Consider the following 13,572-nt stretch of genomic DNA (forward strand, 5'->3'; position numbering starts at 1 on the left):
CTTGTTTTGGACATGCAGTCTTTCTCCGGTCTGGCGATGGCTCTTGGTCTAAAGAGACTTCAGACGCTTCTCAAACACGACGACATCACTGCAACGTTCACCGGCGAGTTCCCCGCCGTGGTCGCTAATTCGAAAGGAACGATGAAGACGCATCGTTCGGTGTTTGGGAAGCTCCTTGGAGATGACCCTAATGATGAGAGGCCACTCAAACTCGCTTTCAATATGCTGAAAAGCCAAGAGAGGTTTCAGGGTCTAAAGATCAGAGATTTGCAGCCCATCCTTAGTCGCGTCTCGGTAGCCAACTACGATAAAATGTTGGGAGGACAAAAATACGTTGACGAGAGATTCGGTTCTCTAGCCACGGACACTCAAACGCTCCGGATCGCTTTAGCCATGGAGGCAGAGTTATCTGCCCGAGAATATGATCAATCCGCAATCGCCAACCTGAAAATCGAGGCTCACAATTTCGATGGCGAAATACTCATCCTTTCGGACATTGAGCCTCACATTTTGATCGGGCGCGATCCAGATTTCGGTTGGGGAAATGTCCTCAGTACGCTGCAAGACTATGTAATCGATGCGACCATATCCCAGCGGCAATCAACAGATTTAGTCGGGTCATCAGAAATTAGAGATCTCGCGATCCACAGGATTGATTTGTCGCTCCAAAGGGCACATCGCAGCGCTGAGCAGATTGAAGGTTTCCAAACTGTCGTTTTCGAAGGCGCCGGAGGCTTGGCCGATGCCTACAATAGGGGAGCAATCTCGTTTGAGGACGCGCTGCGGCTAATTGATCGATCAACCAAATTTCGGGAATGGCTTGTAGGTCTCTCTCCAGACGCGGATGTTCTCACAGAATATCATGCGGCGATCGCGAAAGACGCCATTACTGATAAGCTTCCCGTTGCAACTGTTCGGTTTGCGTTTTTCACTGCTTCCGGCGCTGGGATCGACGCGTTAACCGGCGGTAGCGGCATAGGCACGGCGGCAGGTGTGGGGCTCTCGGCCTTTGATACGTTCGTAATCGACAGGCTTCTGAAGGGATGGCGGCCCAACATGTTTGTCGAGGCCGCAAAACGTAGCTTTGATTAGTAGATGCGGGAGGAGGTGGCGGCGAAGCGGACGGATGAGCGCTTCGTCCGTTATTGGCGGCTGATGCAACGTCCGCCATGCTCTGTGCGGACTTGTGGGCCCTCCGGACGCGCCGGAGGGTGACGGGCTGGTGATGCGGTTTAGAACCCCTCCGTCACGCCGCTTCGCGTCGCGCCACCTCCCCATTTCATGGGGAGGAGAAAGGCAAGGGCCGTCGCACCGTCTCCTCCCCGCCTGCGGGGAGGGGGACCGCCGCGCCGCTTGCGCGGGGGTGGAGGGGCTCTGGACGCCGCACCGGCGCCCGCGCACCTAATTCCGCCGACGAACCCGTTCGTTTTCAACGCCCTGACGCATAATCACGCCCTCTTCCCTCCCAGGGTCCGAAACCATGAGATGATGACGCCGCTCGTCGGCATCGGACCAGCGGCGTCATCGGAGAGGGCGGATTTCAGACAATTCATACGATTCAGACACTGTTTTTTTCGTCCAGAGTCTGAAACCGGCGTCAGGGGTTGATCACCACCTTGATGCAGCCGTCCGCCTTCCCCTGGAAGGTCTTGTAGGCGTCCGGCCCGTCTTCCAGCCCGATCTTGTGGGTGATCAGGAAGCTGGGGTCGATCTGGCCGTCGACCACCTTCTGCATCAGGGGTTCCAGGTATTTCTGCACATGGGTCTGGCCGGTCTTCAGCGTCAGCCCCTTGGCCACGAAGGCGCCCATCATGGTCGGCACGCCGCCCACGAAGACGCCGGGCAGGCTGATGGTCCCGCCGGGGCGGCAGGCGATGATGGCCTCGTTCAGGGCGTAGGGGCGCTCCATCTTGCCGGCCACCGTCTCCTGGACCTTTTCAAGCAGGCTGCCGGAGCCGTGGCTTTCCAGGCCGACGGCCTCGATCACCGCGTCCGGGCCGACGCCGTGGGTCATGTCCTTGATCCGCGCCTGCAGATCGCCTTCCGAGAAGTCGAGGGTCTCGGCCCCGGCGTCGCGGGCCATCTGCAGCCGTTCGGCCACCTGGTCGATGGCGATGACCCGTTCGGCGCCCATCATGAAGGCGCTGCGGATGGCGAACTGGCCGACGGGGCCGCAGCCGAACACCAGCACCGTCTGGCCGGGCTGGATATTGGCGTTCTCGGCGGCCATCCAGCCGGTCGGGAAGATGTCGGACAGGAACAGGACCTGGTCGTCGGTCAGGCCCTCGGGCACCTTGATCGGGCCGACGTCGGCATAGGGGACGCGCAGATATTCGGCCTGGCCCCCGGCGAACCCGCCGTACATCTCGCTGTAGCCGAACAGGCCGGCGGTGGGATAGCCGATCATCTTGGCCTGTTCCGCGCCGTTCGGATTGGACCGCGCGCACAGGGAATAGAGGCCGCGCCGGCAGTAGTCGCAGTCGCCGCAGCTGATTGTGAAGGGCACCACGACGCGGTCGCCGACCTTGAGTTTTTGGTTGTCCTTGCCGACGGCGACGACCTCGCCCATCGTCTCATGGCCCATGACGTCGCCGGACTTCATGCCGGGCACGAAGCCGCCGTACAGGTGCAGGTCCGAGCCGCAGATGGCGCAGCTCGTCACCCGAATGACGACGTCGCGGCCGTCCTCGATCGTGGGGTCGGGCACCTCCTCGCAACGGATGTCGCCCTTGCCGTGCCAGCACAACGCCTTCATGTCGGATCTCCCTTTCTGAGGGGGATCAATCCGGCGGCGGGGCGGGAGTTCCTAGCGCAAAGCTTTGTAAATCAAAGCCTTGCCGTGGGCGATCACTCCTGCGGGATCGGATTGGTGCGGGGGTCCGGGCCGTTGGTGACGACGCGGTCGCGTTCGCCCAGGTCCTTGATCACCTTGACGTCGGCGAAGCCCTGGGCCTCGAACAGGGCCTTGACCTGGGGGCCCTGGTCCCAGCCGATCTCGACGGCGAAGACGCCGCCGGGCTTGAGGATCCGTTTCACCTCGGGCGCCAGGTCGCGATAGGCCTGAAGCCCGTCGGGGCCGCCGTCCAGGGCCAGGTGCGGGTCGTGGTCGCGGACCTCGGGGTCCAGGGTCGGGATGTGGTCGGTCGGGATATAGGGCGGGTTGGACACCACCAGGTCGAAGCCGGCGTCGCCGAAGCCCGCCGCCCATTCGGTCCTCAGGAAGGCGGCGCGCTCGTTCAGGTCCAGGTTGGCGGCGTTCTCCTTGGCCACGGCCAGGGCCTCGGTCGAGATGTCGGTGCCGACCCCCTGGGCCGCCGGCCGCTCGGCCAGCAGGGCCAGCAGGATGGCGCCCGAGCCGGTGCCTAGGTCGGCGATGCTGAAGGCCTGGGTCTTGGCGAAGGCCAGCAGGGCGATGTCGAGGATGGTCTCGGTGTCGGGGCGGGGGCTGAGGACGTCGGGGGTGACGTTCAGCATGATCTTCCAGAAGCCCTTCTTGCCGACGATCCGCGACACCGGCTCGCGGCGCAGGCGGCGGTCGACCATGGCCTCGTACTCGGCCTGCTGCTCGGGCGTGACGACGCGATAGGGATCGGTCAGAATGTCCATACGGCTGGCGCCGGCGGCGGCCTCCAGCAGCAGGCGGGCGTCGATGGCCGGGCTGTCGATGCGTCCGCCCTTCAGGCGGGCCTGGGCGGCCTTCCACACGGTCAGCAGGGTGGCGGCGCCGTCGGACGGCTTGGGGGAGAGGGGCTCGGTGGTCATGCCGGGTGATTGGCCCTTCGCGGCCGGGATTTCAAGCCGGGCCGAGGGAACGCGGCGCCAGCTTGGCCGTTGGCGTGGTGATGTCCAAGCCCAAACCGCCTTTCCGCAACCGCCGCCCCGCGATCCAAAGACCCCAGGCGCGGCGCGGGCGCGCAGCGGCCGGGGGACTGGACCGCCTGTGGAAGTTCGTCGCCGCGACGGCGGGCGGCCTGGCCGCCGGCGCCGGGGCCGCGCATCTGCTCTACACCCAGGGCCACAAGGTCGGGCTGGAGCTGCGGCCGCCCCGTCCCGAACCCCTGCCGCCCAAACCCCCGACGCCCGAGGACTACGACCTCAAGGAGCCCGGTCGCGGCCGCCTGGCCAAACGGCCCGAACAGATTCCGCACAAGGGCTGGAGCGACATCCTGTGGCGCACGGGGGGCTCCTACTTCGGCGACCGGGTCGGCTTCGTCGCCGGGGGCGTGACCTTCTTCACCCTGCTGTCGCTGTTTCCCCTGCTGGGGACGTTCGTCACCCTGTACGGCCTGTTTGCCGATCCGGCCGACGCCTGGAGCAGGCTTCAGTTCCTGTACGGCGTCATGCCCAGCAGCATCGCCGCCTTCCTGGGCGGCGAGATGGAGCGGTTGGCCCAGAACTCGAACGGCCAGCTGACCTTCACCCTGATCTGGACCCTGGCCCTGTCGCTGTGGACCGCCAATGGCGCGGTCAAGGTGCTCTTCTACGGGCTGAACATCGCCTATCACGAGGTCGAGCGGCGCAATATCGTCCGCTACAACCTGCTGTGCATGGGCTTCACCCTGGGGGCCGTGGCCGCCGTCCTGTTCAGCTCGCTGCTGGTGGTCGGGGTGCCGGTGGTGGTGGGGCTGTTCGGACTGCAGGAGGAATGGGGCCTGCTGGCCCTGTTGCGCTGGCCCCTGCTGCTGGTCGGCTATGTCGCCGCCCTGACCCTGATCTACCGTTTCGGGCCGTGCCGGCAGAAGGCGCGCTGGCGCTGGCTGACGCCGGGGGCGATCTTCGCGGCGGTGGTCAGCCTGACGGTCTCCTTCGTGTTCAGCTGGTATCTGACCAACTTCGTCCGCACCGACTCCTATGGCCCGCTGGCGGCCATGATGGGCTTCCTGCTGTGGACCTGGCTGTCGGTCCAGGTGATCCTGATGGGGGCCGAGCTGAACGCCGAGATCGAGCATCAGACGGCCCTGGACACCACCACGGGCAAGGCCATGCCGATCGGCGAGCGGGGCGCCAAGGTGGCCGACAGCATCGGCGCCAAGCGGGGCAATCCCGCCGCCCTGGCCTTCACCCAGCGCCACGCCGAGGCGGTCGCCGACCGGCTGATGCGCCGCCGGGACCGCCGCGAGCGCGAGGCCGCCGCTAAAGAATGAACCGGCTCAGATCGACGTCCTTGGTCAGGAGGCTCAGCTTGTCGCGCACCGCCGCCCCGTCGAAGTTCACGGTCTGGCCCGCCAGGTCCGAGGCCTTGAAACTGGTCTCCTCCAGCACCCGCTCCAGCACGGTCTGAAGCCGCCGCGCCCCGATGTTCTCGACGGCCGAGTTGGCCGCCACCGCCGCATCGGCCAGGGCCTCGACCGCGTCGTCGGTGAAGGTCAGGGTCACGTCCTCGGTCGCCAGCAGGGCTTGGTTCTGACGGATCAGATTGGCCTCGGGCTCGGTCAGGATCCGCTTGAAGTCGTCGCGCGTCAGGGCCTTCAGCTCGACCCGGATCGGCAGCCGCCCCTGAAGCTCGGGCAGCAGGTCCGACGGCTTGGCCACATGGAAGGCGCCCGAGGCGATGAACAGGACGTGGTCGGTCTTCACCGGCCCGTATTTGGTCGAGACGGTGGTCCCCTCAATCAGGGGCAGCAGGTCGCGCTGCACGCCCTCGCGCGACACGTCGGCGCCGGATGCGCCCTGACGGGCCGCCACCTTGTCGATCTCGTCCAGGAAGACGATGCCCTCGTTCTCGGCCAGGATCAGCGCCTCCTTGGTCAGGCTGTCCTGATCCAGCAGCTTGTCGCCCTCTTCGGCGATCAGGGGGCCGGTGGCGTCGCGGACGGTCAGCTTGACCGTCTTGGTGCGGCCGCCGCCCATCTTGCCCAGCATCTCCGACAGGTTCAGCAGGCCCACGGCCCCGCCGCCGGGGATGTCCAGCCCCTGGATCGGCGAGGCGGTGTCGGCCAGGGCGATCTCGATCTCCTTGTCGTCCAGTTCCCCGGCCCGCAGCTTCTTCCTGAAGCTGTCGCGCGTCGCCGGGCCGGCGCCGGGACCGACCAGGGCGTCCAGGATCCGGTCCTCGGCCGCACCCTCGGCCCGCGCCCGCACCTCGCCGCGTCGGCGGTCGCGCACCATGACCAGGGCGCTCTCGACCAGGTCGCGCATGATCTGATCGACGTCGCGGCCGACATAGCCGACCTCGGTGAACTTGGTCGCCTCGACCTTCAGAAAGGGCGAACCGGCCAGCCGCGCCAGCCGCCGGGCGATCTCGGTCTTGCCGACGCCGGTCGGGCCGATCATCAGGATGTTCTTGGGCGTCACCTCGTCACGCAGATCCTCGGGCACGCGCTTGCGACGCCAGCGATTGCGCAGGGCCACGGCCACGGCGCGCTTGGCGTCGTCCTGGCCGACGATATAGCGATCCAGTTCGGAGACGATTTCGCGGGGGGAGAGGTCAGTCATGGGATGCAGATAGGGGGTCGGGAAGCCGAGCGGGAGGGGGCGGGGCCGACGGGGCGTTCCGGAGCGAGACCAGACTCCATCCCCCTTCGTCGATTGTCCCGGAGGCGGCGGAGGATTTCAGACTGTGCGGCGAAAAAACAGCGTCTGAATAGTATGAATTGTCTGAAATCGGGGCGGGGGAAATCGCACTACGCCCGCGATAACCGTGCAGTGTGTACGATGGTGCAATGAACGGGCCTCCCTTTCGCTACGGACGGCCGGGAGTATAGACCCGCTGGAACGGGCGGGTGGTTGGGGGCTGAATTTCAAGTCAGGCGGTTGTTTTACCGACAGCATATTTTCGGAATTAGGATGGCTGGCGTCTTCGCCGACGTGCGAGCACGGCGGAGGCCCGAAACGCCTCGTGCGCGTCGAGCCCCTGCGATTGGCTGGTGTCATTAAGGCAAAGGTCCGCAACGGGCCGACGCCGGCCAAAGGCGTCACGCCCGGAAGCCGACATCGGCGCCAAGAGCGGAATATCGTCTTTCAGACAGGTCGGGCGTGACCGGTCCCGGCGCTTGCCGGACCTTTTCCGCCGGATGCCGATCCGCTTCCCTCCGAACAGTGATTATCCCGCCGTCCGCGTGCAGCGGCGCTGATGAGCGATGCCCTTGAGAAAGCCGCGGCGGACCAGGCCTGCACGGATCGCCGCCTGAACCTCCCGGTCATGGGCCGCCGCGCCCGACAGGCGACGCACCCAGCTCCTCAGCGGGATGAAATCCGTGGCGGTGTCGCGAACCATGTCGAGCGCGGCATTGGCGGCCTGGTCGCCCGTGCCGGTCGCCGGCGTCGGCTGATCGACATCCGGGCCGAGGGCCTCGTCCAGGGCGTCGATCTGGGCGACGACGGCCGAGCAACGCTGAAGGCCCGCCGTCGCATAGGGGGCGCGGCGCGCGGTGATCAGAACCTCCGGCACCTCCTGTCGCCGCAGGTTGAGATCGTCCAGTGGAGCCGTCGCCGCCTGGCCCACGCCCTCGCCAAAAGTCTTTCCGCCTTGGGACGCTTGATCCCGGTTCAGCTCGACGCCCGATAGGCCAGGCATGGAGGCGCAGGCCCCAAGGCCGGATAGGCCCAAGGCCAGGATTGGCGCGACGACGAGGGGACAGGCGAATTTCAAAGGACCATTCCAAGCGTGACTATAGAAGACACAGCGTTCTGATCGCACGACAGTTCCGGCGGCCGCCTTGATCAGGCGCAAACCAGGCCTGTCGAATGGCCGTGGGGGGGCGGTTCCCGATGTCTGCTTCGGGTCGGACCACGACATCGACACCCGCGCGAAAAGCGGACATCAGCCGCACAGCCCAAAAGCGGACGCGCCGAACTGCCGCTAGGGGTGGGGGACGGACATTGACTTCGCGGCACCTTCGGCCACCATCGGGTTATGGTCCCGCCTTGGAAAAAGCACCCCGAGATACCGCTTGGCTCTATCGGCTGGCGAATGGGCTATGGCGAAGACTACTGGATTTCCTTCGACGACTGGTTCGAGCGGAAAAGCGAAGCTCACAAGCAAACCTACGCGGCGCAGCACCCTGAACCCACGGGTTGGGAAGGCTTCTGGCTCCGCAAAGGGGTCGCCGTTTAGGTCCGCAACGGGTCGATTTCAGTCCTGGGCTTCGACGCCAAAGGCGGGCGGATACGCCGAGCTTCGGCTAGGGTGATAGCCGGATCAACCACCAGCTACGGTTTCAATGGCAAAGGCAGAACTGATGAGACGCAAAGGCAACCTTGGCAGCCGGATGCTTTTAGTGGCGGCTACCCTATGGCTCGCATCATGCGTCCCCACCGTGACATACAGTCCGTTGCCGAGCAGCTTTGAATCGGCGCACCGCGCTCTTGCTGCGGAACAGACGCTAACCCACCCGCAAACGGTGGCCAGTCGGAGGAGCAATCCAGATATTGCGCCGTTGAGCTTCTGCACTGCGGAGGGCTTGCTGGTAGAGATCCCGAAACCCCGGGTTACCGAAAACGGCATCTGCGGACAACGCGTTCACTGGCTTCCGACTGCGGTTTCGGCAACTGTCGATCCGGAACGGTGCTGGTCCTACGCCGAGATCAGCACCATCGGCCAACCAAGAGACGCCACGACCGTCGGCTACTACGCCGTCCGAGGGTATCTCCGCTGCCCAAACGGTTGACGCAGCGATAGTGCAACTCGGAAAATCACAAGGGCGAAAGTCCGCAACGGGTCGGGAGCGGCTATCCGCACCTCCGCAGAAACCGGACGCGCCCGATGACGCCGAGGGGTGGGAAGCTGACCTACGCGCTTGCTAATTGTCGCAGCCAGAACTCGGCTTGCTTGGGCTCACCTGGGTCGTTCTGACCAGCTCTGCCACGCGCGGCTTCGAACTCTTGATGGAGTTGGAATGGGCCATCGCCAATCCGTTCGCGTAGCCGATCAATGGTGCGCGCGAGTGCCCGCAGTTCATTAAGCTCTGGTGGCGGTCTCATTGAGCCGGTGTGGTCGTTATGACCGAAAAGACCCCATCGACCCGCCGCGCAGTCCGTAAGCGCCCTTTCAAGGCAAGAGCGATACTCGCGCTCCAAACCGTCCAGTTGCTGCGCCAATCGTTCCGCTTTCGCCATGTGGACATGGTAGCCGGGTGTGCAATGTCCGCAATGGGTCGGTTTGCGAAATCGACGGCAGGTCGGAAAGCAGACCTTGGCGCGCGCCCGTCTCCTTCGGGCGGGAGGAGATCCATGGGCCTGGCCTAAGCGAGCGCGAGGGCAGGCGTGGCGGGGGGAAGGGGAGGGGCTGGGCGTCGCAGATGCGCCGGTCTTGCGGTCGCGCCCCCTCCGTCACGGCGATGGAGAAGCGCCGCGCCACCTCCCCCGGAGGGGGAGGAGACGAGAGCCTGGATCAGGCGGCCTTGCCGGCCTTCTTGGCGGCCAGCTTGTCCTGGTGGGCCTGCATGCCCTTGGCGATCATTTCGGCGGCCTCGCCGGCGTCGCCCCAGCCCTTGACCGTGACCGACTTGCCCTTCTCCAGATCCTTGTAGTGGGTGAAGAAGTGTTCGATCTGCTCGATCAGGATGGCCGGCAGCTGACGATAGCTGGCGACGTCGGTGTAATAGGGGTTCAGCTTGTCGACCGGCACGGCCAGGATCTTCTCGTCGCCGCCGGCCTCGTCCACCATCATCAGCACGCCGATGGGGCGCGAGCGGATGACGCAGCCCGGCACGACCGGCGTCGGGTTCAGCACGATCACGTCGCAGGGGTCGCCGTCGTCCGACAGGGTGTGCGGGATGAAGCCGTAGTTGCCGGGATAGTACATGGCGGTGTGCAGGAAGCGATCGACGAACAGGGCGCCGGATTCCTTGTCCATCTCGTACTTCACCGGCAGCCCGCCCTGCGGGATTTCGATGACGACGTTGATGTCCCAGGGAGCGTTCGGGCCGACCGGAATAGCGTCGAGGTTCATGGCGGGATCTTTGCTGCGTCTGCGAAATTCTGTGAGGCGCGCGTGATAGGACGCGCGCGCGGCCTCGGCAAGCGCGACTTGAGTCGGCGGACTTGCGCCACAGCGGCGACTGGGCTCAATTCGCGCGATGACCTGGGTTGATTGGGCCGCGCTGGCGCTCTTCTTCATCTGCTGGCTCGGCTATGCGCCGATCCTGAAGTTCATCGGCCGCCACGGCGGTTCGCTGAACGACGACATGAGCCATGTCCGCCGGGTCTGGATGTCGGCCATGACCCACCGCGAGCTGCGGCTGGTCGACAGCCAACTGATGGGCCATTCGATCAACTCGGCCTCCTTCTTCGCCTCGACCAATCTGCTGCTGATCGCGGCGGTGGGGGGGATATTGTTCGGCGGCGAGAGCAAGCTGGAAGGCTTCGCCGCCGTCGGGGCGGACAATGTGCCGATCAAGATCCTGGAGGCCAAGCTGGCCCTGGTGCTGATCTGCCTGACGCGGGGCTTCCTGGATTTCATCTGGGCCCTGCGCCAGATGAACTACACCCTGGCCCTGATCGGCGCGGCGCCCGAGATCAACAAGGAGGTCGACCGCAAGGCGTTCGGCGAGGCGGCGGCCGAATTGCTGAATCCCGCACTCAGTTCGTTCAGCCAGGGGGTCCGGGGCTATTATTTCGCCCTGGCGGCGGCGGCCTGGCTGTTCGGTCCGCTGTGGCTGGCCCTGGGCGTGGCCTCGTCCTTCGGCCTGCTGATCTATCGCCAGGAGGCGTCGCCCGCCGCCCGCGCCATCCGAAATGCGCGGCGCCTGCTGGGTGAATGATGGTTATTTTGCAGGTGCGACAGGGGACGTCCTCTCCTGCCCAGTGCGTCGAATTGGGGCGAAACGCCGTAATTGCGTAACATGCCGTGACCCGAAAACCGCGCGCAGCGCTTGACCGATTGTGCATCGCAACCTAGATTGACCTTCGACGCCTCCGGGCGTCTTGCCCTTCCTGGGCGTTTCCTCCCTATAGACTTTATGCCGCGCCTCCGGGCGCGGCTTTTTTTTCGTCTTATCGTCGATCAGTCTCCCGGTGTCAGGCCGCCCAGTTTTCGGCGCACAGGGCGGCGATGACGCGGTTCAGAGCCTTGCGGGTCGCGGCGTGGGCGGCGTTGGGCGTCTGCGTCGCCTCGTCCAGATACAGTTTGCGGCTCAGTTCGATCTGGATCGCCTCATAGCCGTCCTCCGGCCGGCCCCAGACCTGGGTGGACCAGCCGCCGGCGTAGGGATGGTTCAGCGCCACCCGCCACCCCAGTCCCTCGAACAGGTCGCGCAGTCGCCGCGTCAGCCGCGCCTGGCACGACGACCCGTGCCGGTCCCCCAGCACCACCTCCGCCCCCACCGCCCGCGTCGGCATCGAATGCCAGTCGATCAGCACGGCCCGGCCCCGCCGCGCCCGCGTCTGCTCCATCAGTTCGGCCAGGGCCGTGTGATAGGGGGCGTGGGCGGTCCGGATGCGCGCCTGGGCCTCGGCCAGCGACAGGCGCCGGTCGTACAGGGCCAGGCCGTCGCCCGACAGTCGAGGGATGACGCCATACCCGGCCCGGGTCTTGGCCCCGACCGGCCCGTCCGCATCGACGACCAGGTCTGGATCCAGTTCGCCGGGGTCGCGATTCAGGTCCAGATAGGCCCGGCCGATCCGCCCCTCGATCAGGGGCGCCCCCTGGGCCGGGCCCTCGCGCACCAGGGCGCCGACCAGGGCGTCCTCGGCGCTTTTCAGGCTGGCGCGGGCCAGTCCGGCGACGGCCCCCATGTCGTCGGGATAGGTCTCGCCCGAGTGGGGCGAGGCGAAGACCAGGGCCGTTTCGGGCGCCGCAACGGGCGGCCGGGTGATCGCGAAACTGGCCCCGTCCGTGGTCATGATCCCCGCATAACGGGTTTCGCTGTGGAAGGAAGACGTTCGACCGGTGAATTTCATCGCCGGTTTACGCTTGTCGGCCTAGGTTGCCTCCCTGATTCAACGGGCAGTTCTCGAATGGCGCGCATCCTTTTGGCCGAAGACGACAGTTCGCTTCGCGGCTTCCTGACCCGGGCGCTTGAGCGGGCGGGGCATCAGGTCATCGACTGCGAGAACGGCGACGACGCCATCGACGCCCTGGAACACGGCCCCTACGACCTGCTGCTGACCGACATCGTCATGCCCGGCGCCGACGGGATCGAGGTGGCGCGCGTCGCCGCCGCCCGCCAGCCGGGCCTGCGCATCATGTTCATCACCGGCTTCGCCGCCGTCGCCCTGACCGCCGCCCAGGCTTCGCCCCAGGCCAAGGTCCTGTCCAAGCCGGTCCATCTGCGCGACCTGGTCAGCGAAGTCGAACGGATGGTCGCGGCCTGACGCTGAACCTGAGCGGCGCGTTTAACGCCGTTCTCCCAAAAATCGTAATCTGGCCGTGAAATCGGCTTGATGCCGCCAGGCCGGGCCGCTATACGACCGCTCTTCCCGCCCCGGGGCGCTTTCCCGGGGCCCTACGGCGGATGCGTAGCTCAGCGGGAGAGCACCTCGTTGACATCGAGGGGGTCACAGGTTCAATCCCTGTCGCGTCCACCATTTCTCCTTTTACAATCTGTGCGCTGCGCCCATCGCTTCTACGGGCGTTTGTCCGCATGGACGGGCTCCAGACTGCCGATCCCCGCCAGGGTGGCCCGCACCGCCTCGTCGAGCGGGGTGCGCGGTTCGGGGCCGATCAGGGCCTCCAGCCGGGCGTTGGTCAGGCGAACTGGGCGTTTCCACAGATAGGCCATCTCCGCCAGTTCGCGCATCATCGGCACGAAGGGCGCGGCCAGATGCATCACCAGCCATGGCATGGGCTTGATCGGCAGGTTGGGCTCGGCCAGGACGCGGCGGATGGCGCCGGTCATCTGGGTTCCGTCGGCGTCCCACTGGCCCTCCATATGGAAGCGGGCGAAAGCCTCCAGGTCGTCGCGCTCGATCAGGCGCACCATCACCTCCGCCACATCCGGCAGATAGGCCCACTGGTGGCCGACGTCGGGCTTGCCCGGATAGGTGATCGCCGTGGGCCGCTCGCCGGCCTTGACCAGGCCCTGGCTGAACCAGTTATTGGCCGCCTCCGGCCCGAAGAAGTCGCCGGCGCGGACGATCAGCACCTTGGCCCGGCCGCGATCGGCGGCGGCCTTCAGGCGACGCTCCATCTCGACCCGGATGCCGCCCTTGCGGGTCCTGGCGTGCTGCGGCGCGTCTTCAGCAATATCGGGGAAGGCGTCGGGGCCGTAGTTGTAGACCGTGCCGGGCAGCAGGATCCGCGCCCCGTTCAGCTCGGCCGCCGCGATGGTGTTGTCCAGCATGGGCAGCACCAGAGTGTCCCAGTTGCGATAGCCGGGCGGATTGACCGCATGGACGATCAGGGACACGCCCTCGGCCGCCGCCGCGACGTCCGCCGCCGACATGGCATCGCCCTTGATCCAGACGATCCGGGCGTCGCCGCGCACGCCCTCAGGTTGGCGATTCAGGGCCCGCACCGACCATCCCGCCTGCAGCAGCCGCGCGGCGACCGCCCCGCCCGCGCCGCCCGTGGCGCCCAGAACCAGGGCTGATTTCGTCGTCATGTCGCGCTCCATCCGGTTGATGACGCCGTTATCGACCGAACGCGGGTTGAACGGAATTGTCGAAAACTCTGCACCTGCTATACGAAAA

11 protein-coding genes and 1 tRNA gene are annotated in these 13,572 nt (G+C 65.9%); 5 read left to right on the plus strand and 7 right to left on the minus strand.

Annotation, left to right across the window (positions count from 1 at the left end; translation table 11 throughout):
- Window positions 1–12 precede the first annotated feature (12 nt).
- A complete protein-coding gene (locus GGR11_RS16075; protein ID WP_183198702.1) occupies window positions 13–1,092 on the plus strand; it encodes a hypothetical protein in 1,080 nt (359 codons plus the stop codon).
- Between the two features lie 505 nt (window positions 1,093–1,597).
- Here GGR11_RS16075 and GGR11_RS16080 read toward each other — a convergent pair.
- Complete coding sequence (locus GGR11_RS16080) at window positions 1,598–2,755, minus strand: zinc-dependent alcohol dehydrogenase (protein WP_183198703.1); 1,158 nt, start codon at window positions 2,753–2,755, stop codon at window positions 1,598–1,600.
- 92 nt (window positions 2,756–2,847) lie between these two features.
- Window positions 2,848–3,762 carry a peptide chain release factor N(5)-glutamine methyltransferase gene (prmC, locus tag GGR11_RS16085; RefSeq protein ID WP_183198706.1) on the minus strand — a complete coding sequence of 305 codons (915 nt, stop codon included), beginning with the start codon at window positions 3,760–3,762 and terminating at the stop codon, window positions 2,848–2,850.
- 80 nt (window positions 3,763–3,842) lie between these two features.
- Here prmC and GGR11_RS16090 point away from each other — a divergent pair, with 80 nt between their 5' ends.
- A complete protein-coding gene (locus GGR11_RS16090) occupies window positions 3,843–5,144 on the plus strand; it encodes a YihY/virulence factor BrkB family protein (RefSeq protein ID WP_221205364.1) in 1,302 nt (433 codons plus the stop codon).
- On the opposite strand, the gene hslU is transcribed toward GGR11_RS16090, so the two are convergent.
- From hslU to ppa, 3 genes are all read right to left on the minus strand, one after another.
- Complete coding sequence (gene hslU / locus GGR11_RS16095; RefSeq protein ID WP_183198708.1) at window positions 5,134–6,435, minus strand: ATP-dependent protease ATPase subunit HslU; 1,302 nt, start codon at window positions 6,433–6,435, stop codon at window positions 5,134–5,136. The genes GGR11_RS16090 and hslU overlap by 11 nt on opposite strands.
- A 607-nt stretch (window positions 6,436–7,042) precedes the next feature.
- Window positions 7,043–7,591, minus strand: coding sequence for a hypothetical protein (locus GGR11_RS16100; protein WP_246331958.1), 549 nt, complete (start codon window positions 7,589–7,591; stop codon window positions 7,043–7,045).
- A gap of 1,740 nt (window positions 7,592–9,331) precedes the next feature.
- A complete protein-coding gene (gene ppa, locus GGR11_RS16105; RefSeq protein WP_183198712.1) occupies window positions 9,332–9,892 on the minus strand; it encodes an inorganic diphosphatase in 561 nt (186 codons plus the stop codon).
- Window positions 9,893–10,019: 127 nt separating this feature from the next.
- Between ppa and GGR11_RS16110 the strand changes: the two genes are divergently transcribed.
- Complete coding sequence (locus GGR11_RS16110) at window positions 10,020–10,703, plus strand: DUF599 domain-containing protein (protein WP_183198714.1); 684 nt, start codon at window positions 10,020–10,022, stop codon at window positions 10,701–10,703.
- A 256-nt stretch (window positions 10,704–10,959) separates the two neighbouring features.
- Here GGR11_RS16110 and GGR11_RS16115 read toward each other — a convergent pair whose 3' ends face one another.
- The gene (locus GGR11_RS16115; protein ID WP_246331960.1) at window positions 10,960–11,784 is read right to left on the minus strand and encodes an N-formylglutamate amidohydrolase; all 825 of its coding nucleotides are present in this window, start codon (window positions 11,782–11,784) and stop codon (window positions 10,960–10,962) included.
- A gap of 114 nt (window positions 11,785–11,898) precedes the next feature.
- On the opposite strand from GGR11_RS16115, the gene cpdR reads away from it, so the two are divergent.
- Complete coding sequence (gene cpdR / locus GGR11_RS16120) at window positions 11,899–12,255, plus strand: cell cycle two-component system response regulator CpdR (protein WP_166621901.1); 357 nt, start codon at window positions 11,899–11,901, stop codon at window positions 12,253–12,255.
- A gap of 138 nt (window positions 12,256–12,393) precedes the next feature.
- A tRNA-Val gene (locus GGR11_RS16125) sits at window positions 12,394–12,468 on the plus strand.
- A 38-nt stretch (window positions 12,469–12,506) separates the two neighbouring features.
- On the opposite strand, the gene GGR11_RS16130 is transcribed toward GGR11_RS16125, so the two are convergent.
- Entirely contained in the window at window positions 12,507–13,484 is a 978-nt protein-coding gene (locus GGR11_RS16130; protein WP_183198718.1) for an NAD-dependent epimerase/dehydratase family protein, read from the minus strand.
- Window positions 13,485–13,572 lie beyond the last annotated feature (88 nt).

Source organism: Brevundimonas mediterranea (genome assembly GCF_014196125.1).
Classification (GTDB): Bacteria; Pseudomonadota; Alphaproteobacteria; order Caulobacterales; family Caulobacteraceae; genus Brevundimonas; species Brevundimonas mediterranea.

Bases quoted from the DNA above. Each gene is read 5' to 3' on its own strand.
- GGR11_RS16115 (WP_246331960.1), bottom strand. From the start codon at position 11,784: ATGACCACGGACGGGGCCAGTTTCGCGATCACCCGGCCGCCCGTTGCG.
- GGR11_RS16080 (WP_183198703.1), bottom strand. From the start codon at position 2,755: ATGAAGGCGTTGTGCTGGCACGGCAAGGGCGACATCCGTTGCGAGGAG.
- GGR11_RS16075 (WP_183198702.1), top strand. From the start codon at position 13: ATGCAGTCTTTCTCCGGTCTGGCGATGGCTCTTGGTCTAAAGAGACTT.
- prmC (WP_183198706.1), bottom strand. From the start codon at position 3,762: ATGACCACCGAGCCCCTCTCCCCCAAGCCGTCCGACGGCGCCGCCACC.
- GGR11_RS16110 (WP_183198714.1), top strand. From the start codon at position 10,020: ATGACCTGGGTTGATTGGGCCGCGCTGGCGCTCTTCTTCATCTGCTGG.
- GGR11_RS16130 (WP_183198718.1), bottom strand. From the start codon at position 13,484: ATGACGACGAAATCAGCCCTGGTTCTGGGCGCCACGGGCGGCGCGGGC.
- ppa (WP_183198712.1), bottom strand. From the start codon at position 9,892: ATGAACCTCGACGCTATTCCGGTCGGCCCGAACGCTCCCTGGGACATC.
- GGR11_RS16090 (WP_221205364.1), top strand. From the start codon at position 3,843: ATGTCCAAGCCCAAACCGCCTTTCCGCAACCGCCGCCCCGCGATCCAA.
- cpdR (WP_166621901.1), top strand. From the start codon at position 11,899: ATGGCGCGCATCCTTTTGGCCGAAGACGACAGTTCGCTTCGCGGCTTC.
- hslU (WP_183198708.1), bottom strand. From the start codon at position 6,435: ATGACTGACCTCTCCCCCCGCGAAATCGTCTCCGAACTGGATCGCTAT.